This is a genomic window from Tsukamurella paurometabola (assembly GCF_900631615.1).
GTDB classification, from domain to species: domain Bacteria; phylum Actinomycetota; class Actinomycetes; order Mycobacteriales; family Mycobacteriaceae; genus Tsukamurella; species Tsukamurella paurometabola_A.
Genome location: NZ_LR131273.1, coordinates 406324 through 428673 on the forward strand (window position 1 = coordinate 406324; position 22350 = coordinate 428673).

The 22350-nt window shown below is 72.1% G+C and carries 22 protein-coding genes and 1 pseudogene; 12 read left to right on the top strand and 11 right to left on the bottom strand.

The genetic code is table 11. The annotated features are described in order from the left end of the window. Positions 1 to 33: 33 nt before the first annotated feature. The 5 genes from ELY19_RS02110 to ELY19_RS02130 are packed head-to-tail and all read left to right on the top strand — an operon-like array spanning position 34 to position 5983. The gene (locus ELY19_RS02110; RefSeq protein WP_126194724.1) at positions 34 to 1506 is read left to right on the top strand and encodes an AlkA N-terminal domain-containing protein; all 1473 of its coding nucleotides are present in this window, start codon (positions 34 to 36) and stop codon (positions 1504 to 1506) included. Next, positions 1503 to 2012, top strand: coding sequence for a methylated-DNA--[protein]-cysteine S-methyltransferase (locus tag ELY19_RS02115; RefSeq protein WP_126194725.1), 510 nt, complete (start codon positions 1503 to 1505; stop codon positions 2010 to 2012). Before ELY19_RS02110 ends, ELY19_RS02115 begins: the two co-directional genes overlap by 4 nt. Positions 2013 to 2020: 8 nt before the next feature. After that, positions 2021 to 3229, top strand: a complete 1209-nt coding sequence (locus ELY19_RS02120; protein WP_126198652.1) for an AI-2E family transporter — start codon at positions 2021 to 2023, stop codon at positions 3227 to 3229. A 32-nt stretch (positions 3230 to 3261) separates the two neighbouring features. Beyond that, complete coding sequence (locus ELY19_RS02125; protein WP_126194726.1) at positions 3262 to 4347, top strand: DNA recombination protein RmuC; 1086 nt, start codon at positions 3262 to 3264, stop codon at positions 4345 to 4347. Between the two features lie 16 nt (positions 4348 to 4363). Then, positions 4364 to 5983 (top strand): DUF6542 domain-containing protein, encoded by a 1620-nt coding sequence (locus ELY19_RS02130; RefSeq protein ID WP_126194727.1) that lies wholly within the window; start codon positions 4364 to 4366, stop codon positions 5981 to 5983. Positions 5984 to 6048: 65 nt separating this feature from the next. Here the strand turns inward: ELY19_RS02130 and ELY19_RS24085 are convergent. Together ELY19_RS24085 and ELY19_RS02140 are read right to left on the bottom strand one after the other, a co-directional pair. Beyond that, positions 6049 to 6237 (bottom strand): annotated as a pseudogene (locus tag ELY19_RS24085) (DivIVA domain-containing protein); the annotation flags it as partial. A gap of 40 nt (positions 6238 to 6277) precedes the next feature. Further along, positions 6278 to 7228, bottom strand: a complete 951-nt coding sequence (locus ELY19_RS02140) for a 4-hydroxy-3-methylbut-2-enyl diphosphate reductase (protein WP_126194729.1) — start codon at positions 7226 to 7228, stop codon at positions 6278 to 6280. 59 nt (positions 7229 to 7287) lie between these two features. Between ELY19_RS02140 and ELY19_RS02145 the strand changes: the two genes are divergently transcribed. Genes ELY19_RS02145 through ELY19_RS02155 form a run of 3 tightly spaced genes read left to right on the top strand, consistent with a single transcriptional unit; the run spans position 7288 to position 9491 of the window. After that, positions 7288 to 7938 (top strand): lipid droplet-associated protein, encoded by a 651-nt coding sequence (locus ELY19_RS02145; protein ID WP_164711489.1) that lies wholly within the window; start codon positions 7288 to 7290, stop codon positions 7936 to 7938. Continuing rightward, entirely contained in the window at positions 7935 to 9227 is a 1293-nt protein-coding gene (xseA, locus tag ELY19_RS02150; protein ID WP_126194731.1) for an exodeoxyribonuclease VII large subunit, read from the top strand. The genes ELY19_RS02145 and xseA overlap by 4 nt, the downstream gene beginning before the upstream one ends. A 54-nt stretch (positions 9228 to 9281) precedes the next feature. Next, positions 9282 to 9491, top strand: coding sequence for an exodeoxyribonuclease VII small subunit (locus tag ELY19_RS02155; RefSeq protein WP_068532691.1), 210 nt, complete (start codon positions 9282 to 9284; stop codon positions 9489 to 9491). A gap of 21 nt (positions 9492 to 9512) precedes the next feature. Here ELY19_RS02155 and ELY19_RS02160 read toward each other — a convergent pair whose 3' ends face one another. Next, a complete protein-coding gene (locus ELY19_RS02160; protein WP_126194732.1) occupies positions 9513 to 10124 on the bottom strand; it encodes a DUF4245 domain-containing protein in 612 nt (203 codons plus the stop codon). Positions 10125 to 10288: 164 nt separating this feature from the next. On the opposite strand from ELY19_RS02160, the gene glpX reads away from it, so the two are divergent. After that, on the top strand, positions 10289 to 11296 hold the full coding sequence (gene glpX, locus ELY19_RS02165; protein ID WP_126194733.1) for a class II fructose-bisphosphatase: 1008 nt from the start codon (positions 10289 to 10291) through the stop codon (positions 11294 to 11296). Between the two features lie 59 nt (positions 11297 to 11355). Further along, positions 11356 to 12774, top strand: a complete 1419-nt coding sequence (locus tag ELY19_RS02170; protein WP_126194734.1) for a class II fumarate hydratase — start codon at positions 11356 to 11358, stop codon at positions 12772 to 12774. Positions 12775 to 12838: 64 nt separating this feature from the next. On the opposite strand, the gene ELY19_RS02175 is transcribed toward ELY19_RS02170, so the two are convergent. Continuing rightward, complete coding sequence (locus tag ELY19_RS02175) at positions 12839 to 13423, bottom strand: NPCBM/NEW2 domain-containing protein (RefSeq protein WP_126194735.1); 585 nt, start codon at positions 13421 to 13423, stop codon at positions 12839 to 12841. Between the two features lie 185 nt (positions 13424 to 13608). Between ELY19_RS02175 and ELY19_RS02180 the strand changes: the two genes are divergently transcribed. Then, positions 13609 to 14190, top strand: a complete 582-nt coding sequence (locus ELY19_RS02180) for a class I SAM-dependent methyltransferase (protein ID WP_126194736.1) — start codon at positions 13609 to 13611, stop codon at positions 14188 to 14190. Between the two features lie 73 nt (positions 14191 to 14263). On the opposite strand, the gene ELY19_RS02185 is transcribed toward ELY19_RS02180, so the two are convergent. The 5 genes from ELY19_RS02185 to ELY19_RS02205 all read right to left on the bottom strand — a co-directional run bounded on the left by ELY19_RS02185 (position 14264) and on the right by ELY19_RS02205 (position 19027). Beyond that, entirely contained in the window at positions 14264 to 15958 is a 1695-nt protein-coding gene (locus tag ELY19_RS02185) for a fumarate hydratase (protein ID WP_126194737.1), read from the bottom strand. A 92-nt stretch (positions 15959 to 16050) separates the two neighbouring features. Continuing rightward, positions 16051 to 16821 (bottom strand): SRPBCC domain-containing protein, encoded by a 771-nt coding sequence (locus ELY19_RS02190; protein WP_126194738.1) that lies wholly within the window; start codon positions 16819 to 16821, stop codon positions 16051 to 16053. Continuing rightward, on the bottom strand, positions 16818 to 17285 hold the full coding sequence (locus ELY19_RS02195; RefSeq protein WP_126194739.1) for an SRPBCC family protein: 468 nt from the start codon (positions 17283 to 17285) through the stop codon (positions 16818 to 16820). Before ELY19_RS02195 ends, ELY19_RS02190 begins: the two co-directional genes overlap by 4 nt. 66 nt (positions 17286 to 17351) lie before the next feature. Continuing rightward, the gene (locus ELY19_RS02200; RefSeq protein WP_126194740.1) at positions 17352 to 18680 is read right to left on the bottom strand and encodes a permease prefix domain 1-containing protein; all 1329 of its coding nucleotides are present in this window, start codon (positions 18678 to 18680) and stop codon (positions 17352 to 17354) included. Further along, complete coding sequence (locus ELY19_RS02205; RefSeq protein ID WP_126194741.1) at positions 18677 to 19027, bottom strand: PadR family transcriptional regulator; 351 nt, start codon at positions 19025 to 19027, stop codon at positions 18677 to 18679. Before ELY19_RS02205 ends, ELY19_RS02200 begins: the two co-directional genes overlap by 4 nt. Positions 19028 to 19141: 114 nt before the next feature. On the opposite strand from ELY19_RS02205, the gene ELY19_RS02210 reads away from it, so the two are divergent. Then, positions 19142 to 20320, top strand: coding sequence for a GNAT family N-acetyltransferase (locus ELY19_RS02210; RefSeq protein ID WP_227967130.1), 1179 nt, complete (start codon positions 19142 to 19144; stop codon positions 20318 to 20320). Between the two features lie 48 nt (positions 20321 to 20368). Here the strand turns inward: ELY19_RS02210 and ELY19_RS02215 are convergent, their stop codons facing one another. Both ELY19_RS02215 and phoH2 read right to left on the bottom strand, forming a co-directional pair. Continuing rightward, positions 20369 to 20863, bottom strand: coding sequence for a GNAT family N-acetyltransferase (locus ELY19_RS02215; protein WP_126194742.1), 495 nt, complete (start codon positions 20861 to 20863; stop codon positions 20369 to 20371). Between the two features lie 63 nt (positions 20864 to 20926). Further along, the gene (phoH2, locus tag ELY19_RS02220; protein WP_126194743.1) at positions 20927 to 22234 is read right to left on the bottom strand and encodes an RNA 5'-3' helicase PhoH2; all 1308 of its coding nucleotides are present in this window, start codon (positions 22232 to 22234) and stop codon (positions 20927 to 20929) included. Positions 22235 to 22350 lie beyond the last annotated feature (116 nt).

Genomic DNA, 22350 nt, shown 5'->3' on the forward strand with positions numbered 1-22350 from the left:
CGCGGACCGGCGGGCGGTGCCAGAGTCGATGGCGTGACCACCAGTTCACCCCACCTCGACTTCGACCGGTGCTACCGGGCGATCGCCGGCCGCGATCCCCGGTTCGACGGCCAGTTCTACACGGCCGTCGCCACCACCGGCATCTACTGCCGCCCGTCGTGCCCGGCGACCACGCCCAGGGCGGAGAACGTGAGCTTCCACCTCACGGCGGCCGCGGCGCAGGCGGCCGGCTACCGGGCGTGCCGACGCTGCCTACCGGACGCGGTACCGGGCTCGCCCCGGTGGAACCTGGAGTCCGACCTCGCCGCGCGGGCCATGCGCCTCATCGCCGACGGAGTCGTCGACCGGTCCGGCGTGACGGGTCTGGCCGAGCGGTTGGGCTACAGCCCGCGCCAGCTCACCCGGGTACTCACCGCGGAACTCGGCGCCGGCCCCCTGGCACTGGCCCGCGCCCACCGCGCGACCACGGCCCGGCTCCTCATCACCGCGACGTCGCTGCCGTTCTCCGACATCGCCTTCGCCGCCGGCTTCACCTCCATCCGGCAGTTCAACGACACGATCCGGGAGGTCTTCGCGCGCACCCCGTCGGACCTGCGGGCCCAGCGCGGACCGGATCGCGCCGCGCCGTCGACCGGGGAGCTCAGCCTGCGGCTCGCCCTCCGGGGCCCGTACGCGACCGGCTGGGTGCGCTGGTTCCTCTCGGCCCACGCCGTGGCCGGCCTCGAGCACGCCGACGGAGATCGCTTCACCCGGGTCCTGAGCCTGCCGGGCGGGAACGGGATCGCCACCGTCGACCTCGGTTCCGCGGCGGACGGGTACGTGCGTGCCACCCTGTCGCTCGCCTCCATGAGCGACCTGTCCACCGCGGTGGCCCGACTGCGCCACCTGCTCGACCTCGACGCCGATCCCGCCGCCGTCGACGAGGCGGTCGCCGCGGACCCGCAGCTCGCCCCGCTGGTGGCGGCCACGCCGGGGATCCGGCTGTTCGGCTGCGTCGACCCCGGGGAGCTGCTGCTGCGCACCATGATCGGGCAACAGATCTCCATCGCCGCGGCGGCCACCCACCAGGCCCGCCTCGTCGACGCGCTCGGAGCGGAGGTCGACGACCCGTCGGGACGCGTGCGCCGCGCCTTCCCCACCCCCGCGGCCATCGCCGAGCGCGGTGCGGAGGTGCTCACCGGACCGCGGAACCGGACCGCCGCGATCCTCGGCGTCGCGACCGATCTCGCCGAGGGGCGGCTCGCGCTGCACGCGGGCATGACCCGGGAGGAGGCCCGCACGGAACTCCTGCGGCTGCGCGGTGTCGGGCCGTGGACCGCCGACTACGTGACGATGCGGCTCCTCGCGGACCCCGACACCCTCCTCGCGTCCGACCTCGTCGTCGCGAAGGGCGCGGAGCGGCTCGGCCTCGACATCGCGACGAACCGGTGGAGCCCGTGGGGCAGCTACGTCTCCCTGCACCTGTGGAACCACTCACTCACCACGGACCGGAGGATCGCCTCGTGACCGCCCAGTACGCCACCCTCGACACGCCCGCCGGGCCGTTCACCGCCGTCATCGACGCCGACGGTGCCGTGCTCGCCTCCGGCTGGACCGCGGACCCCGGCGCCCTGCTGCCGGTCATCCACGCCGCCCTGCGCCCGACGGCCCTCGCGGAGCGCCGCGACCTCGGCGCCGTCACCCGCGCCGTCGCGGACTTCCACGCCGGCGACGTCGCCGCCATCGACGGCATCGCGGTGCGGCAGCGGTCCGGCGCGTTCGTCGAGCACGCCTGGGAGGTGCTGCGCACCGTCGAACCCGGAAAGCCGGTGACGTACACGGAGTACGCCGACCTGTCCGGGCGGCCCGACGCGGTCCGGGCCGCGGCGATGGCGTGCGCCCGCAACGCCGCGGCGCTGTTCGTCCCGTGCCACCGCGTGCTGCGGCTCGACGGCTCGCTCGGCGGCTTCCGGTGGGGACTCGCCGTGAAGGAGTGGCTGTTGGCGCACGAGGCACATACGATCGCGTCGTGAGTGATGAGATGACGAACCCGCCGCCGGGCAAGAAGACCCGCAGCGAGGTCTACGGCGAGGCCGGCAAGTGGCTCGCCACCTGGAGCTGGCGGACCGTTGCGGTCGCGGCGATGCTGTTCGTGGTCACCTGGCTGATCGGCGAGTTCTGGTCGATCCTGCTGCCCGTGCTGCTGGCCATCCTGCTGTGCACCGTGCTCTGGCCGCCCGTGCGCTGGCTGCGCTCGAAGGGACTGCCGCCCGCACTCGCGACCGCCGTCGTGCTGCTGCTCTCGCTGGGGGTCCTCGGCGGGATCATCGGGGCGATCGCGCCGTCGATCGGCGGCCAGTCCAAGGAGATCGCGGACCGCGCCGTCGAAGGCGTCGGCAAGGTGCAGAAGTGGGCGCAGGGCCCGCCGCTGAACCTGCAGGACGAGCAGATCAGCAAGTTCGTCACGTCGATCACCAAGAAGCTGCAGGAGAGCGCCGAGACGATCGCGTCGGGCGTGTTCACCGGCGTCAGCGCCGCCGGCTCGTTCGTCGTGGCGATCGTCATGGTCGCGATGCTGACCTTCTTCTTCCTCAAGGACGGCGACAAGTTCATGCCGTGGCTGCGGCGCCACTCGGGCACGCCGGTCTCGGAGCACTTCGCCGAGCTGCTCAGCCGGATCTGGGCCACGCTGGGCGGCTTCATCCGCACGCAGGCGGTGGTCAGCTTCATCGACGCGCTGTTCATCGGGATCGGCCTGGTGGTCCTGCAGGTGCCCCTCGCCGGCGCGTTGGCCGTGATCACCTTCCTCGGCGGCTTCATCCCCATCGTGGGTGCGTTCGTCGCCGGCGCGCTCGCGGTGATCGTCGCGCTCGTGACCAACGGCTTCGGCACGGCGCTGGCGGTGCTCGTCGTGGTCATCGCGGTGCAGCAGCTCGAGGGCAACGTGCTCTCCCCGATCCTGCAGTCCCGCTCGATGCAGCTGCACCCCGCGATCGTGCTGCTCGCCATCGCCTTCGGCGGCACCCAGTTCGGCATCATCGGCGCGTTCCTCGCCGTGCCCGTCGCGGCCGCCATCGCGGTCCTGTTCCGGTACCTGGGCGAGCTCGTCGACGAGCAGACCGGGGAGACGCCCCCGCCCGAGGACGAGCCGAAGCCGAGCTTCTGGGACAGGTTCCGGCGCAAGTCCACGAAGCCGGACTCCTCGCCGGACTCCCCGCCGGCGGAGGGCACCCCCGCCGAGACCGCCTGAAACTTGTCAGTGGGGGCGTCCATGCTGACGCCATGGATCTCTCGCATCTGATCGTCGCGCTGCTGGCGCTGCTGGTCGGCGGCGCCGTGGGGATCATCCTGACCCGGTCCCTCCCCGGGCCGCCGGGCCGGTCCGACGGTGCCGTGCCCGCACCCGAGGCCGTCGTCGGGCCGGTGAACGCGCTGCTCGCTCCGCTGCGGCAGACGTTGGACGCGCTCGGCCAGGAGTTCGCGGTGGCCGAGCGCAGCCGCGTGGCGGCGTTCGCCGGCCTGCGGGAGCAGATCGGCACCGTCGCGCGGACGAGCGAGGCGCTGCGCGCCGAGACCGCGACCCTGCGCTCGGCGATGAAGTCGTCCACCGTGCGCGGGCGCTGGGGCGAGCTGCAGCTCGAGCGGGTGGTGGAGCTGGCGGGACTGAGCAGGCACTGCGACTTCTCCACCCAGGTGGGCGGTGCGGTGGGCGACGCGCGGGTGCGGCCGGACGTCGTGGTGCACCTCGCGGGCGGACGGGACCTAGCGGTCGACGCGAAGGTACCGCTCGACGCCTACCTGCACTTGCTCGAGGCGCCGCCCTCCGAGCACGCCGCCCTCCTCTCCGACCACGCCCGCCGCTTCCGCTCCCACGTCGTCCAGCTGTCGGGCAAGCGCTACTGGGAGGCCGTGGGCTCGCCGGAGCTCGTGGTGATGTTCGTGCCCGCCGAGGCCTTCCTCGACGCCGCGCTGCAGGCCGATCCCGAGCTGCTCGAGTTCGCCCTCGACCGGAATGTGGTGCTCGCCACACCGACCACCCTCGTCGCGATGCTCCGGGCCGTCGCGCTGAGCTGGCGCCAGCACGCCCTCGGGGAGGATGCGGCGCGGATCCAGGCGCTCGGTCGTGAACTGAACGAGCGGTTCGACGTTCTGAACAGCCACTTCTCCTCACTGGGTACGGCGTTGGGCCGGACCGTCGAGGCCTTCAACGCGACGGTCGGTTCGTACAACTCGCGGGTGGGGGTCACCGCGCGCCGCCTGTCCGATCTGGATTCCATGCCCGACGGTTCCCGCGAGGATCCGCTGGAGCTCGATCGGGCGCCGCGAGCGGTTCCCACGGCGGCAGATTCTCGGTTCTCACAGCGTTAACCGGTACGGTTCACCTGTGTCGAAGTTCCAACCGTCCCGCTCCCAGGTACCGGTCGACGAGCGTTCCGTGCTCGCGACGGTCCCTGGTCTGCCGTGGTGGGGCGCCGTCCTTACCATGCTGGTCTTCACCGCGGCGGGCGCCCTGGCATCGGGCGAGTTCGCGGGTGCGAACGCCGGTGTGCTCGCCATGGCGGTGGGCGCCGTCGTCGCCGTGCTCGCCGTGCGCAACCGCGCGCTGTTCACCGCGATGGTGCAGCCCCCGCTCATCATCGCCACCGCGATCCCCGTGTACCGCTGGTTCTCCCTGCCCAGCCCGCGCAAGACCAGTCAGATCCTCACCGACGTGCTGTTCCCGATGATCTCGCTGTTCCCGTGGATGTTCTGGACCACGGTGGTCGTGCTGATCATCGGCGGCGTGCGGCTCCTGCAGTACCGGTCGCTCACCGCGAACGCCCGCAGCGCGCAGCGCAGTGGCGCGTCGACCGCGGCGAAGACCTCGCTCGCCAAGGCCACGGCCAAGGCCGGTGCGTCGAAGCCCGCCGCCAAGCCGGGGGCCGGGAAGCCCGCGGCGGCCGCCGCGACCGCCACCGCCACCGCGACGAAGGCTCCGGAATCGGCCGGCCTCCCGCTCGGCGAGCGCATCCGCGCGGCCTTCGCGCGCCTGCGCCCCGCACCCGCGGCCGGCACCGTGGGGGCCGCGGCACTGGTCGGCGACGGCGACGGTCGGGCCGAACGGCACCAGAGCCGCGCTTCCCAACACCGCTCCAGTCGACCTGTGCGCGACCGCGCGGAGCGCGCCGATCGCGCGGAGCGCCGCGAGGCCGGTCGCTCCGAGGCCGGCGCCGCGGCCCGCGGCCGCAGCTCGGCCGCCCGTCGGGAGGATCCGCGCCGGGCCCTTCGCCGCGACGAGGTGAAGCGCGACGAGCAGCGGCGGGACTCCGCGGCACGGCTCGCCCGCACCCGCGAGGAGATCGCGGCGCGCGACGCCGGCGCCCCGGCCACCCAGATCAACCGTGTGGTCCGCCCCGACTCCGGGCGGATCCCGCGCCCGCCGATGCCGCGACGTCCCGTCGAGGACGACCGCCGGGCCGTACCGCGCGGTGCCCGGCCCCGCCCCGCCGTGGCGCAGGGCGACCGGCCGCGGCCCGGCATCCACGACTCGCGGGAGCTGCGGCACGACGAGGACCGGCGGCGGATCGGCGAGCCCCAGCCGCGCTGGCGCACCCCACGCGACCCCGAGGCCCGGCCGGGTGCCCGCCCGGCGAGGGCGGCCGCACCCGCGGATGTGCGCGACTACCGGCGCGAGGCCCACGACATCGACCGCGCTCGCGGCGTGGATCCGGCCGCGCCCCGTGCGGAGCGGGAGCGCCCGCGGATCCCCCGCGACGACTTCGCCTCGCTCCCCCGCATCTCGGGCAGCCGTTCGGCGCAGCCGGACCTGCCCAGCCTCTCGGGCGACGAGCGGCCCGCGCGCCGCGGCGAGTCACCGTCGAACCCCGGTCGCTACGAGCACTACCGGCCCCCGCGCTACCGGCCGCAGAGCGAGGACACGGCGGTGGAGACCAACTTCCGCGACGACTTCGCCGAGCCCGCGGAGGAACCTCGGCAGATCCGCCGGTACCGCTACAAGGACTGACCGCCGCGGACGATCCGGCAGCGGGATTGCGATGCCCGCGCTCAGTAGCGACGGAAGCCGCGATCCTCGGGCCGCTCCGGCGCCGCCGGCCCCGACGAGCCCTCGTACCGGGCCAGCCGGGCGTACAGGTCGCGCAGAGTCGCCTCGACATCGTCGAGGAACGAATCGACCTGATCCTCGTTGTAGCCCCGCTTACCGATGGGCGGCTTGGCGAAAGCGACGTTCCGCACGTCGTCGGGCGTCAGATACCTCATACACGTCACCGTATCGCAGATACGGTGACGTGTTAGTCGGTCAGGCCTTGGCGCGGGGCCGGAGCTCGCGCGGCAGGGCGAAGACCAGCGTCTCGTTCGCGGTGGTGACGGGCTGGACGTCGTGGAAGCCCTCACCGTCGAGGTACTCGACAACACCCTTGACCAGGATCTCGGGCACGGAGGCGCCGGACGTGATGCCGACCGTCTCCACGCCGTCGAGCCACGCGGGGTCGATCTCCCGGGCGAAGTCGATGAGGTGCGCGGCGCGGGCGCCGGCCTGCAGTGCCACCTCCACCAGGCGCACCGAGTTCGACGAGTTCCGCGACCCCACGACGATCACCAGATCGCACTCCGGGGCCATCGCCTTCACCGCGACCTGGCGGTTCTGGGTGGCGTAGCAGATGTCGTCGCTGGGCGGATCCTGCAGCTTCGGGAACTTCTCCCGCAGGCGGCGCACCGTCTCCATCGTCTCGTCGACCGACAGCGTGGTCTGCGAGAGCCAGACCAGCTTCTCCTCGTCGCGGACGGTCACGTTGTCGACCGCGTCCGGGCCGTCGACCAGCTGCACGTGCTCCGGCGCCTCACCGGCGGTGCCCTCGACCTCCTCATGGCCCTCGTGGCCGATGAGCAGGATGTCGTAGTCGTCGCGGGCGAAGCGCTTGGCCTCCTGATGCACCTTCGTCACCAGCGGGCACGTCGCGTCGATGGTGCGCAGGCTGCGCTGCGCCGCCCCCTCGTGCACCGCCGGCGAGACACCGTGCGCGGAGAACACCAGCAGCGAACCCTCGGGCACCTCGTCGGTCTCGTCGACGAAGACCACACCCTTGTCCTGCAACGTCTCCACGACGTGCCGGTTGTGCACGATCTCCTTGCGCACGTACACCGGGGCGCCGTGCTTCTCGAGGGCCTTCTCGACCGTTTCCACCGCACGGTCGACGCCCGCGCAGTAGCCACGCGGCTCGGCCAGCAGGACACGCTTGCCAGAACTCATGCTTCCAGGCTACGGCACCTGGCGGTGTGCCGGTGGGCGCGATGAGGCACCCTGGACACATGAGCCGTTTACCGTTCGTGGTCCGTGTCGCGGTCGGGGCCGTCGCCCTCGCCGCCGAGAAGGGCCAGGAGATCGTCGGGGGCGCCGTGAACGCCCCGCTCACGCTGGGCAGCAAATCCGCGCAGGCCTTCATCCACGTCCAGCAGGACCTGGCCGATCTCGCCGTGCGCGGCGACCGTGCGATCGAGAGCGTCTTCCCCGCCAAGGAGGAGGAGCAGGCCGCCTGGGCGACGTTCGACGACGACGAGGACGTCGACGTGGACCTGCCCGCGCCGCGGCCCGCCTTCGGCGAGGTCCGGCCGGCCACCGCGACCACCCCGGCCGACGGTGCCGGGGCCGCCCGCGCGGAGGCCGCCGCGGCGGAGCGCGCCGACGAGCCGGCGGAGCAGGCACCGTCGGGCTCGGGCCGGTACGCCCTGTACAGCTCCCCCGCCCCGGCACCGTCGGGCAGGGCCGCCCCCGCCGACGAGCCCGACGACCTGCCGGCCGCCGCGCGACGCATCGACTACCCCGAGCTCACCCTCGCGCAGCTGCGCGGCCGGCTGCCAGGCCTGACCACGCCCGAGGTCGAGTCGCTCGTCGAGTACGAGCGCGATCACAAGGCGCGGCCGCCCTTCCTCACGATGCTCGAGAACCGCATCACGCGGTGACCGGACCGGCTTCGACCAGCGCGTCCGGGGCGGGCGCGGGGGGACCCTCGACCGCCGAGCACCCGTGGCCGGTGCGCGTGGTCTCGATGAAGATCGCGCAGTGGATCGACCGTCTCGGCGAGGTGTGGGTCGAGGGGCAGATCACCCAGCTCAACCGCCGGGGCGGCGGGACGGCGTTCCTCACGCTCCGCGACCCGTCGGCCAACGTCTCACTGCAGGTCACGTGCCTGCCGGCGGTGCTCGATCGGTCCGAGGTGCCGCTGAACGAGGGCACCCAGGTGATCGTGCGCGGCAAGTTCACGTACTGGACCGGCCGGGGCAGCCTGTCGCTGCGGATCACCGAGATCCGCGCCGTCGGCGTGGGCGAGCTGCTCGCGCGGATCGAGCGATTGCGGCAACTCCTGCACGCCGAGGGCCTCTTCGATCCGCGACTCAAGCGACCGCTGCCGTTCCTGCCGCGCACCGTCGGCCTGGTGACCGCGCGGGCCAGCGCGGCCGAGCGCGACGTGCGATCCATCGCCGAGGGCCGCTGGCCCGACGTGCGGATCCGCGCCGAGTACGCCACCGTGCAGGGCCCGACCGCCGTCCCGCAGGTGGTGGCCGCGCTGCGCGCCCTCGACGCCGATCCCGAGGTCGACGTCATCATCCTGGCGCGCGGCGGCGGCAGCGTGGAGGACCTGCTGCCCTTCTCCGACGAGGCGCTGTGCCGCGCCGTGCACGCCGCCCGCACCCCGATCGTCTCGGCGATCGGCCACGAGCCCGACAATCCGCTGTGCGACTTCGCCGCCGACGTCCGCGCCGCGACCCCGACCGACGCCGCCAAGCGCGTGGTCCCCGACGTGGTCGCCGAGCTGGAGCGGATCGCGGAGCTGCGGCAGCGCGCCGCCGCGGCCCTGCGTGGCTGGGTCGACCGCGAGGCCCGAACCCTCGAGTCGCTGCGCTCGCGGCCCGTGTTCGCGCATCCGCTGCGCCTGGTCGACGACCGCGCCGACGAGGTCGAGCGGCTGCTGCGCGACGCGCGGCGCGACGTGCGGCGCACCGTCGAACGGGAGTCGGACCGGACGACGCACCTGGCCGCGCGCCTGACGGCGCTCGGCCCCGCCGCGACCATGGCCCGCGGCTACGCCGTGGTGCAGAAGGTGACCCCGGACGGCGAGAATCCCGTCGTCCGCGGCATCGACGACCTCGCGCCGGGCTCGCAACTGCGGGTCCGGCTGCCCGACGGTGCCGTCGGCGCCGCCGTGTTGGGTATCGAGCGACTGGGTCCGGGCAGTCCGGGCTCGCGCTGACGAGGCCCGGGAGCACAGCGTGATGAAGATCTCCGGACGAACCGAGGAAGAAGCATGAGCGATGAGACCCCGGTGGCCGAACTCGGCTACGAACAGGCCCGCGACGAGCTCGCCGTGGTGGTGAAGCTGCTGGAGCAGGGCGGGATCGACTTGGACGAGTCGCTGAACCTGTGGGAGCGCGGTGAGGCCCTCGCCAAGCGCTGCGAGGAGCACCTCGCGGGCGCGCGGGAGCGGATCGAGAAGGCGATCGCCGCCGAGGAGTGACCCGACGGTCCGCGGTTGGCCCTACCGGGGCGCGGGGGCCGGCGCCGCGGACCGCGGCAGCGGCTCCTGCGACTGCACCGCGGCCGCGAGCTCGGTGAACCGCGGCACGGTGCCGCCGCCGAAGACGATGATCACGGCACCCTCGACCCGGAGCACCCACGCGCTGCGGTTCTTGTCGTTGGGTCCGTAGACCTCCCAGGTCCGCCCCTCGACGGGAACACTGCCGGACGGCGTCGCCTTCGCGCCGTAGACGGACTCGATCACCACATCGGCGGGGGCGCCGGACTGCGAGAGCTGCAGCGAGTTCTTCTCGGGCGTCACGTAGTTGACGGAGAAGACCTTGCCGCCGACGACGTCGTCGTCGCGGGTGGCGGTGGCCTTCCAGCCCTCGGGAACCCCGTCGACGACGCCGGTGCCGCCGGGCATCCGGACCGGGAAGCCGAGGTTCTCGGCCGACACCTGATAGACGCCCCTGGGGTTGATCGGGTCGACGGTCTCGTCCTTCGGGTCGGCGCCGAAACCGAGCTTGAAGTTGCCCGACGCGATCAGGACCAGCAGGCACAGGGCGATCAGCGGAACCATCGTGAGCACCATGTCGCGACGGTTCTGCAGGATCCGGGGTTTCTCAGCCACGCCGTCCAGTATCCCGGGCGCGGCGGGCGGTGGTGGAGGCGGGCATGGCGCGGCGGTGCGGCCGGGCGTCGTGGCCGACCGCCCCCGTCGCCGAACGGTAGGGCATGGAACAATCGGGCGAGGCCCACCGCGCTCGCCGCGCGCATCGAGATCCGGAGGAATCCATGTCCGACCCCCACGCTGAGAAGAACCCCATCGCGCCGGACCGGAACCTGGCGATGGAGCTGGTGCGCGTGACCGAGGCGGGCGCGCTCGCCGCGGGCCGCTGGGTGGGGCGCGGCCAGAAGGAGTCGGGCGACGGCGCGGCCGTGGACGCGATGCGGCAGCTCGTCTCGACCGTCTCGATGAGCGGCGTGGTCGTGATCGGCGAGGGCGAGAAGGACGAGGCGCCCATGCTCTACAACGGCGAAGAGGTGGGCAACGGCTTCGGCCCGTCGACCGACGTGGCCGTGGACCCCGTGGACGGCACCACGCTGATGGCCAAGGGCATGCCCGGCTCCATCGCCGTGCTCGCGGTCGCCGAGCGCGGCGCCATGTACGACCCCTCGGCCGTGTTCTACATGAACAAGATCGCCGTGGGCCCCGAGGCCGCCGGTGTCATCGACATCCAGGCGCCCATCGCCGACAACATCGCCAAGGTCGCGAAGGCCAAGGGCATCAAGGTCACCGACGTCACGCTGACGGTGCTCGATCGTCCCCGGCACGAGCAGCTCATCGCCGACATCCGCGCGACCGGGGCGATCGTGCGCCTCATCTCCGACGGTGACGTGGCCGGCGCGATCGCGGCCGCCCGCCCCGAGGCCAAGACCGACATCCTCGTCGGCATCGGCGGTACTCCCGAGGGCATCATCGCCGCGGCCGCGCTGCGCTGCATGGGCGGCGAGATCCAGGGCACCCTGGCACCGTCGAACGACGTGGAGAAGCAGCGCCTGGCCGACCTCGGCATCGACCCGAGCGAGGTGCTCACCACGACCGACCTGGTGCGCGGCGACCACGTCTACTTCGCCGCGACCGGTGTGACCGACGGTGACCTGCTGCGCGGCGTCAAGTACCGCGCCGACGGCGCCACCACGCAGTCGATCGTCATGCGCAGCAAGTCGGGCACCGTCCGCACGGTCGACGCGACGCATCGTCTGACCAAGCTCAAGACCTACGCGCAGATCTTCGACTGAGAGTGATCTTCTCCTCGGGCCCTGGGAATGCTCCCGGGGCCCGAGTACGTTTCTAAGGTATGGCTAACACCGCTGACACCCCGGAGACCGAGTACCGCATCGAGCACGACACCATGGGCGAGGTCCGGGTGCCGGTGAACGCCCTCTGGCGCGCGCAGACGCAGCGCGCGGTGGAGAACTTCCCGATCAGCTTCCGTCCGCTCGAGCGCGCGCAGATCCGGGCGATGGGGCTGCTCAAGGCCGCTGCGGCGCAGGTGAACCAGGATCTGGGGCTGCTGGCACCGGAGAAGGCCGGCGCGATCATCGCCGCGGCGCAGGAGATCGCCGACGGGCGACACGACGACCAGTTCCCCATCGACGTCTTCCAGACCGGTTCGGGCACCAGTTCCAACATGAACACCAACGAGGTGATCGCCTCGCTGGCCGCGCGCGCCGGAGTGCAGGTGCACCCGAACGACGACGTGAACATGTCGCAGTCGTCGAACGACACCTTCCCGACGGCGACGCACGTCGCGGCCACCGAGGCCGCCGTGACCACGTTGATCCCCGCCCTGGAGCACCTGCAGGCGACGCTGGCCGCCAAGTCCGCCGAGTGGCGATCGGTGGTCAAGTCGGGCCGCACGCACCTCATGGACGCGGTGCCCGTGACGCTGGGCCAGGAGTTCGGCGGCTACGCGCGTCAGGTCGAGGCCGGCGTCGAGCGGGTGCGCGCGACGCTCCCCCGTGTCGGCGAGGTCCCGATCGGCGGCACCGCCGTGGGCACGGGCCTCAACGCCCCCGAGCGGTTCGGCTCGCTGGTGGTCGCGGAGCTGGTCAAGCTCACCGGCGTCTCCGAGATCCGCCTCGCGAAGGACAACTTCGAGGCGCAGGCCGCCCGCGACGGCCTCGTCGAGCTGTCGGGGGCGCTGCGCACGATCGCGGTCTCGCTGACCAAGATCGCGAACGACGTGCGCTGGATGGGCTCCGGCCCGCTCACCGGCCTCGGTGAGATCGCCCTCCCGGATCTGCAGCCCGGCAGTTCGATCATGCCCGGCAAGGTCAATCCGGTGCTGCCCGAGGCCGTCACCCAGGTGGCCGCGCAGGTGATCGGCAACGACGCCGCAGTCGCGTGGGGCGGCGGCAACGGCGCCTTCGAGCTGAACGTCTACATCCCGATGATGGCCCGCAACGTGCTCGAGTCGATCGCGCTGCTGGCGAACGTCTCCCGGCTGTTCGCGGACCGCTGCATCGAGGGGCTCGTCGCGCACGAGGAGCGGCTGCGGACGCTGGCGGAGTCGTCGCCGTCCATCGTGACGCCGCTCAACTCGCTCATCGGCTACGAGGAGGCGGCCGCCGTGGCGAAGCAGGCGTTGAAGGAGGGCAAGACCATCCGGCAGACCGTCATCGACCGCGGGCTGATCGGCGAGCAGCTCACGATCGAGGAGCTCGACCGTCGCCTGGACGTGCTCAAGATGGCGAACGTCGACCGCAAGCGGTGAGGCCACGGCCGCCGGACGTGCGACGGACGGCGGTTCAGGAGTCGGCAGATCAGGGGGCGGCGGGTCAGCTGAGGCCGGCGGCGCCGATCGCGCCGTAGGGCGCCGCGGCGAGCGCACACTCGCCGGCGATCGCGAGCGCGGCGACGGTGACCGACCGGGCACCGTCGAGCGGGATGACGAGGTTCTGCGGCGGGTCGTCGCGCGTGAGTGTGGCGACCCGCTTCGTGTCCCCGTCCACGATGACGGAGATGCGTACCCGCAGCCCGGCCGGCGTGTGCGGCTGCAGCCCCAGGACACCCGTGAGCCGGGCGAACTCACCGCCGAGCCGGTACACGGCCGTCGCCGCGGTCCCCTCGCAGCCGATCCACACCCCGGTCGCACCGGGGTACGTGGTGCCGCCCAGCGTCGCCGTGAGCGCCTGGCCGGTGTCGCCGGTGGCGCTGGAGCTGGTCAGCCGGGAGTAGAGCGGGGTGGCGGCCGGCGTCGGCGCCGCCGCTGCCCCGGTGCTCGACGGGGCGGCACTCGCCCTCGCCTCCACGCTGTGCGCCCCCGGATGCGCCTCGTCCGACGACTCCGAGCGCGCCTCACAGCCGGCCGTCGCGACCGCGACGACACAGGTCAGGACCGTGAAACTCGTTCTCCATCTCACGAGAGGTGAGGGTAGCCCGGCGAGCGGACGGCCGCGCCGGATCGGCGACGACGGAGCCGGGTTCCCTGCGGTTTCGGCGGCCGGATCGCAGGTCAACGACGCCGAAACCGCAGGGAATCACCAGGGCGGACCGCAGGACGAAGCGTCGCGATCTGCACGAAACCCCTGCGGGTAACTTGGACGGCATGAGCACCCCGCGCTGGTTCACGGACACCAAGGAAGGCCACAGCGAGTGGTACATCGAGCGGTTCCGCACGATGGCGCGCGAGGGCGCGGATCTGGCGGGTGAGGCACGGCTGGTCGATGCGATGGTGGGCCGCGGGTCGCGCATCCTGGACGCGGGCTGCGGGCCGGGGCGGCTCGGCGGGTACCTGCACTCGGTGGGCCACGACGTCACCGGCGTGGACGTGGACCCGAAGCTCATCGCCGCGGCGCAGCAGGACTACCCGGGTCCGCGATGGCTCGTGCAGGACCTCGCCGAACTGGACCTCGACGGCACGTTCGACGCCATCGTCTGCGCCGGGAACGTGCTGGTCTTCGTCGCCGAGGGCACCGAGACCGCGGTGCTCGCGAACTTCCGGAAGCACCTCGCGCCGGAGGGCTTCGCGATCGTCGGCTTCCACACGAACCGCGGCCTCACGCCCGACCGGTTCGACGAGTACGCCGCGGCCGCCGGGCTGCGCACGGATCTGCGTCTGGCCACCTGGGACGTCAAGCCCTGGCACGACGACGCCGACTTCGCCGTCACGATCCTCCGCCCCGCCTGACGCGGAACGCTGCCGGAAACGCCGAACGCTGCCGGTTACCGGCAGCGTTCGGGGGTTTCGGCAGCGGCGAGGGCTAGCGCTCCTTCGAGCGGATCCGGATGCCGCTCAGCGGGATCGAGACTTCACCCGACGGGTCGGTGAAGAAGTCGTTGCCCTTGTCGTCGACGACGATGAACGCCGGGAAGTTCTCCACCTCGATCTTCCACACGGCCTCCATGCCGAGCTCGGGGTACTCGATGACCTCCTGCGACTTGATGCAGTCGAGCGCGAGGCGCGCCGCGGGCCCGCCGATGGAGCCGAGGTAGAAGCCGCCGTGCGCATCGCAGGCCTGCGTGACCTGCTTGGAGCGATTCCCCTTGGCCAGCATGATCATCGAGCCGCCCGCGGCCTGGAACTGGTCGACGTAGCTGTCCATGCGGCCCGCGGTCGTGGGGCCGAACGAGCCGGACGCCATACCCTCCGGCGTCTTCGCCGGGCCGGCGTAGTACACCGGGTGGTCGCGCAGGTACTGCGGCATCTCCTCCCCCGCGTCCAGCCGCTCCTTGATCTTGGCGTGCGCGATGTCGCGCGCGACGACCAACGGGCCGGTCAGCGACAGGCGGGTCTTCACCGGGTACTTCGACAGCTCCGCGAGAATCTCGGGCATCGGCCGGTTGAGGTCGATCTCGACGACCGCGCCGCCCTCGATGTCCTCCGCCACACCGGCGTCGGGCATGTACTGCGCCGGGTCGGTCTCCAACTGCTCCAGGAAGACGCCGTCGGCGGTGATCTTGCCGAGCGCCTGACGGTCCGCCGAGCAGGAGACGGCGATGGCGACGGGCAGCGAGGCACCGTGCCGCGGCAGGCGCACCACGCGCACGTCGTGGCAGAAGTACTTGCCGCCGAACTGCGCGCCGATGCCGAACGACTGGGTGAGCTCGAAGACCTTCTCCTCCAGCTCCTTGTCGCGGAACCCGTGGGCGGCGATGGAGCCGGTCTCGGGCAGCTCGTCGAGGTAGTGCGCCGAGGCGTACTTGGCGGTCTTCAGCGCGAACTCGGCCGACGTACCGCCGATGACGATCGCGAGGTGGTACGGCGGGCAGGCCGCGGTGCCCAGCGAGCGGATCTTCTCGTCGAGGAACGTCAGGATGCGGTCCGGGTTGAGGATCGCCTTCGTCTCCTGGAACAGGAAGGACTTGTTGGCCGAGCCGCCGCCCTTCGCCATGAACAGGAACTTGTACTCCGGTCCCTTCGGCCCCTGCTCGGTGGCGTAGATCTCCACCTGGGCCGGCAGGTTGGTGCCGGTGTTCTTCTCCTCGTACATGGTGATCGGCGCGTTCTGCGAGTAGCGCAGGTTGAGCTTGGTGTAGGCGTCGTAGACGCCGCGGGAGATCCACTCCCCGTCGTCGACGCCGGTCAGCACGCCCTCGCCCTTCTTGCCCATGACGATCGCGGTGCCGGTGTCCTGGCACATCGGCAGTACGCCGCCCGCGGAGATGTTGACGTTCTTGAGCAGGTCGAGCGCCACGAAGCGGTCGTTGCCCGACGCCTCGGGATCGTCGATGATCCTGCGCAGCTGCTGCAGGTGCGCGGGCCGCAGGTAGTGGCTGATGTCGTGCATCGCCTCCGCGGTCAGCTGCTGCAGCGCTTCGGGCGCGACTTTGAGGAACTTCTGCCCGTCGACCTCGAAGGTCTCGACGCCCTCGGTCGTGATGAGCCGGTACGGCGTCGTATCGGGACCGATGGGCAGCAGGTCGGAATAGATGAATTCGGGGCTGTTCGAAGTCACGTATCGAGGGTATTCCCCGGCCTCTCGACCGTCCGGGTTAGGTTGCCCTACCTGCGGGAACCGGGGGCCGACGGTGCCGCCCGCGCGGCTCACTACGCGACCGCCCCCGCGAGCGCGTCGAGCAGTTGCCCCCATCCGGGTTCGAGCCCGGCGACCATCGGCGCGGCACCCTCGCGGACGTCGGTGACGTCGATCGTCAGCCCGACCGTCGTGGGACCGTCGCCGCTCAGGACCACCGTGTGCCGGGCGGTGAAGTACCGGACGCCATCGGTGTCGACGGGCGCGAGGGTGAAGACGAGCCGGTGCGGCGCCGCCGCCTCGATCACGCGCCCCTCGGACACGTACCGCGCACCGTCGCCCTCCCGGAGGACGAGCCGGACGGGCGCGTCCGGCGTGGGCGCGATCGCGGCCTCCTCGACGGTGAAATGCCGGGGCGCCCACCAGGTCGCGGCGCGCGCGGGATCGGTCCACGCGGCCCAGACCCGCTCGACGGGCGCGTCCACGACGCGGTCGAGGGCCACGGCGCGGGTGCCGTCGCCGATGCGTTCCGCGGCGATCGCGAGCTCGTACCGTTCGAGTGTCGCGTCGTCGTCGCCGGGGGCCGCGAGCGCGGCGAAGTGATCGGACAGGCGCCGCATCGTCGCGCGGTCGATCCGCGCGACGCGGCGCCGGCCCAGCTTGTGCAGCACGACGACGCCCGCCGCGTCGAGGACCTGGAGGTGCTTGGTGGTCTGCGGTTGGCGCGCGCCGATCGCCTCCTGGACTTCGGAGACGGTCCGCGGACGCTCGGCGAGGAGGCCGATGATCCGGAACCGCGTGGGCTCGGCGACCGCCGCGAGCGCCCGCTGCAGATCGTCACTCACTCCGCGGCGACCAGGGCCGCGAGATTGTCGAGCTCGTTGCCGCGTCCCGCGACCAGGCGCTCGGTCCACACCTCGTCGTGCATCGGCTCGACGTGCATGACGACGCGGGTGCCGGCGGGGTCGGGATGAAGCTCGACGACGGTGAGGTGCTCGTAGGGCTCACGGTCGGGCACGAAGTCGATGACGGACCGGTACGACAGCCGGGACGGCTCCTCGACCTCGGCGAAGAACTTGACCGACCGGGTGGCGAGCGGCATGCCGTTCTGCTCCATGAAGGCGACCTGATCGGGCGCGACCGCCGTCATCGTGTAGGCGAGTTCGCCTCCGGGCGCGAGATCGAGTCGCGTGACATCGGTGCGGAATCCCTCCGGGGCCCACCAGGCGGAGATCCCGGCCGGGGTGGTCCAGAGTTCCCAGACCCGCGCGGGCGAAGCGGAGACGGTGCGTTCCAGGATGGTAGCCATGCCGAACAGCATACATTCTTTCACAGGAATGTTTCAAGGGTTGATCTCCGCCGGCCACCGCGCCGGTCAGGCGAACCTGAAGATCGGCGGAAAGGCGAGAGCGACGACCGCCGCCCACGCCGCATAGGCGGGCAGCGTGCCGGTCTGCCACCCCTCGACCGCGGCGAAGTCGCGCCGCCCACGGACGAATCCGTACCCCACGCGGACGGCGCCGAGCAGGATCACCAGCAGGATCAGGTTCAGGCCCAGCACGGCGGCCTTGTTCGGCGACGTGCCGAACTCCGCGGTGCGGGTCACCATCGCGACCAGCACCACCAGGTCGACCGCGATGGCCGCGAGGACGAGCGCCACCTGCAGCCGGTCGAAGACGTCGGGGCGGCGGCGCGGATCGCGGGCGGAGACCGCGTAGAGCAACAGCCCGACGACGAGCACGAGCACCACCGTCATGAGCACCAGCAGGTCCCGGTCGGCGCCGACGAGGCCGGGCCGCGACGCGAACGCCCCCAGCACCACGAGCAGCATGACCAGTGTGATCGGCGTGAAGATCCGCGTCAGGACGGGCGCGATGTTCTCGATCACCTCCTGCTTGGCCTCCACGAGCCACGCGGCCACCAGCACCGCACCGCCGACGCAGACCGGCAGCACCCACGTGGTGATCGGAGTCTCCGCGCGCAGCCCGACGGTGCTGAGCGCGCCGATCGTCAAACCCGTGATCGCGCCACCGCCGAGGGCGATGAGGAGGAAGTAGATGACGAACTCGCCGGTGAACCGCACGAAGTCCATCCGCCGCGGCGCCGACCGCCACGCGCCACCCGTGTAGGCGACGCCGACGCCGAACCACAGCACCACCGGTGCGGCGGCCACGGCCAGCACCTCCGTCGACCCTCCGGACGCGAACGGGTACGCCGCGAGCAGCGCCGCCGTCACCGCGAACCCGCCGAGAACCACCGCCGCGGCCCGCACCGGCATCGCCCGCTTCCACGCGAAGTAGGCGACCAGGAAGGGCGCGACGGCGAAGCCGACGAACCGGGGCGCCGCATCGCCGAGGAGGTGCAGCATCGCGAGCAACGCCAGGCCGGCGGCGGCACCGAGCGCGAGCACCGCGGGCAGCTCGCCGCGAGACGCGGACGCATCGTCGACCCCGCCGAGCACGAGCTGCTTCCACAACCGGTCGGAGTGCTCCCGCGCGAATTCGTGCGCCACCGCATCGGCGGCCCCCATGCGCTTGACCGCAACCAGGAAGGACTCCTCGCCGTCGAGGCCGCGGGCCTCGAGATCGGCGATCGCATCGCGCAGGTGGGACTCGAGCTCGTCGACCTCCTCGGCCCGCAGCCGACGCCGGCCCTCCAGGTAGCCGCGCCACTGCCGGATCTGCGCGTCGACCGGGCCGGTCATGCGAGCCCCGGCTGCGGCGCACCGTCGGACCAGAGGACGTCCAGGGCGGCGCTGACGGCCCGCCACTGGTCCCGACGGTCCGCGAGCGCCTCCCGCCCGGCGGGGGTGATGGCGTAGTGCTTGCGCTTGCGGCCGGTGTCGGCGACCTCCCATCGCGACTGCACCTGCCCGAGGCGTTCGAGGCGGTGCAGCAGCGGGTAGAGCATGCCGTCGGACCACTCGAGGCGTCCGCCGGAGAGCTCCCGCACGCGGGTCAGAATGGCGTAGCCGTAGCTGTCCCCCTGGCTGAGAATGCTCAGTACCAGCGGGGTCGCCGACGCGGCGACCAGGTCCTTATCGATGTGCATCAGGCCTCCATACCTAGAACCACTAGGTACAGATATACCTTGCGGTTCTAGGTACGGCAAGGGCGGCCCGGACACTGCCGGCACCGCAGGCCACGTCCAGTACTCTGGCCAGACGTGACCGATGTCCCCCGGCCGGCCGCACGGCCGTCGCCGCCGCCCCTGCCCGCATCGCGCGGAGGCGCCGGCGAACCGAGCACCGGCGAGCGAGTGCCGCTGCCCGAACGCGAGTTCTTCGTCGAGGAGTTCCGCGGCATCACGATCGTCGTCGCGCTGCCGCGGATCGACGCCGCGACACTGGAGGCGGCGAGCCGCACGGTCGACGCGTTCGCAGCCGGCGACACCCGCTTCGTCTTCGTCGTTCCCGCCGACGGCGTTGCGGCGACCACCGCCGCGGTCGGCGGACGCGCCGTGCACGGCGCGTCGACCTGGAACGACGATTTCGTCGCCGACCTCTGGCTGACCGTCACCGACGCGAAACGCGTCGTGGTCGGGGCGGATCCCGCGACGCTCGCCCGCACGGCCGGAGCCGTGTCCGCGAGCGTCCGCGCATCGAAGATGGTGCTCACCGATCCCGGTGGCGGATGGGGCGACCCGCCCCGCAGCTACGCCGACATCGACCTCCACGGCGAACGCCTCGCGGCACACCTCGCGGGGCGCGGCCTCGCCGACTACGCGCCCGCCGCACAGGCGGCCCTCGTGGGCGGGGCGTACAGCGTGAACCTCTGCCGCGCCGAGGACCTCGACTATGAGCTCCTCACCTTCGACGGGCGGGGCACGGTGCTCACGCACGGCCGGTATCTGCACCTGGCCCCGCTCCAGGTGGATGACTTCGCCCGGATCGAAGCCCTGGTCACCCAGGGCGTCCAGGACGGGATCCTCAAGCCGCGGAGCCGGGCCGAGATCGCCAGAATGGCGGCGGGCGGCCTCGGTGCCCGCGTCCTCCGCACCGGCCACCTCGCGGGTGTGGTCGGACTGGAGGTGGACCGGTACGCCGGCACGGGCTACGCCGAGGTCTCGGGCCTGATCACGGTCGCGGAGTTCTCCGGACTCGGCGCCGGCAGCCTCCTGATCGACGGGTTGTTCGACCTCTGCCGCACCCGCGGACTGACGCACGTCTTCGCCGTGACGGTCAGCGACAGCGCCGCCGACTTCTTCGCCCGGCGGGGATTCCGGGAGGTCGGACACGACGCCGTTCCGGCGCGCAAGTGGGAGGGCTACGACGCCGAGCGCCTCGAAGTCGCGCGCTGCTTCCTGCGCCCCGTCGAGAACCCCTCCCGCTCCGCAACGTCATAGTCGGCGTCATAGTCGGCGTCGACGAGACCGGCCGGCTCCCGGCCGGGCTCAGAGCCGCCGCAGGAACGCCACCCTGTCCTGCCCCGGACCGTCGTAGTCGGCGTGCACCGGCACCCCGTCGACCTCGCGATCACCGGGCTCGACCTCGAACCCCAGGGCCCGATGGAAGGCGATCGAACCCCGGTTCTGCGGCGACGTGATCGCCCGGACCGAGGTTCGCCCGGCACTGGCCGCACGCTCGAAGAAGGCGGAGTACAAACGCCGAGCGACGCCCTGACCACGCAGGTCGGGGTCCACGCCGACGAAATGGATGTACGACTCCGCGGGCCGGTCGGCGGAATCGAATCCCACGAGGAAGGCCCGGACCCCGGACGCGCCCTCGAGGATCAGGCTCGTGCCCGCGAAGTGCTGCAGGAACAGACGGGGCAGCAGGAGCGAGAGCTCGCGCGACTGTTCGGGCGATCGCGAATCGCCCCACCAGCGCTGCACGCACCGCACTAGGGCGCCGTGGTCGTCGGTCCTCGCTCGCCGGAGCTGCTGCACGTCCCTCTCCCGGGTGTCGACGGTGCCGGACCGGGCGGCCCGGCACCGTCGACACTACGAGGCCTACGCGCCGGGGGCGAACTCCTCCAGCATCTCGGTCACCAGCGCCGCGATGGGCGAGCGCTCGGACCGGGTGAGCGTCACGTGCGCGAACAGCGGGTGGCCCTTGAGCTTCTCGATCACCGCCGCCACGCCGTCGTGCCGGCCCACCCGCAGGTTGTCGCGCTGCGCGACGTCGTGCGTGAGCACCACCCGCGAACCGGAACCGAGGCGCGAGAGCACCGTGAGCAGCACGTTGCGCTCCAGCGATTGCGCCTCGTCGACGATGACGAAGGAGTCGTGCAGCGACCGGCCGCGGATGTGCGTGAGCGGCAGCACCTCCAGCATCCCGCGCGACATCACCTCGTCCATCACCTCGGGCGACGCGAGACCGTCGAGCGTGTCGTAGACGGCCTGCGCCCACGGCCCCATCTTCTCGTTCTCGGTGCCGGGCAGGTAGCCGAGGTCCTGGCCGCCCACGGCGTACAGCGGGCGGAACACGACGACCTTGCGCTGCGTGCGCTTCTCCAGCACCGCCTCGAGGCCGGCGCACAGGGCCAGCGCCGACTTGCCGGTGCCGGCCTTGCCGCCGAGCGAGACGATGCCCACCGACTCGTCGAGCAGCAGGTCCAGCGCGACGCGCTGCTCGGCGCTGCGGCCGTGCAGCCCGAAGGCCTCGCGGTCGCCGCGCACCAGCTGCACCTGCTTCTCGGCGGTCACCCGGCCCAGCGCGCTCGACGTGCCGCCGAGGAGGCGGACGCCGGTGTTGCACGGCAGCTCGCGCGCGGCATCGTGATCGACGACGCCGTCGGCGAAGAGGGCGTCGATCACCTGCGGCGCGACCTCCAGTTCCTCCATGCCGGTCCAGCCGGAGGTCACCACGTCCTGCGCGCGGTACTCGTCGGCGTCCAGACCGACGGCACCCGCCTTGACCCGCAGCGGGATGTCCTTGGAGACCAGCGTGACGTCCCTGCCCTCGGCGCGCAGGTTCAGCGCACACGCGAGGATGCGGGCGTCGTTGGTCTCCGTCCGGAAACCGACCGGGAGCACCATCGGGTCGATGTGATTGAGCTCCACCTGGACCGTTCCCCCACCCGGGGTGGGGATCGGCTGGTCGAGTCGGCCGTGCTCGAGCCGCATGTCGTCGAGCATGCGCAGCGATTCGCGGGCGAACCAGCCGAGTTCGGCGTGGTGCCGCTTGCCCTCGAGTTCGCTGATCACCACGAGCGGGAGCACGACGTCGTGCTCGGCGAAGCGGGTGATGGCCCAGGGATCGGACAGCAGGACGGAGGTGTCGAGCACGTACGTGCGGGGGGTCTCACGGAAAGACACGGTGACGCTCCTAGCCTGCGCGGCGCCCACGCAAGCGTGTAGCTGCGGCCGGCCGGTTCCAAACGCCTCGGTGCGTGGTCTACGCCCCGACGACGAGGACCGGGGCCGGCCCTCTC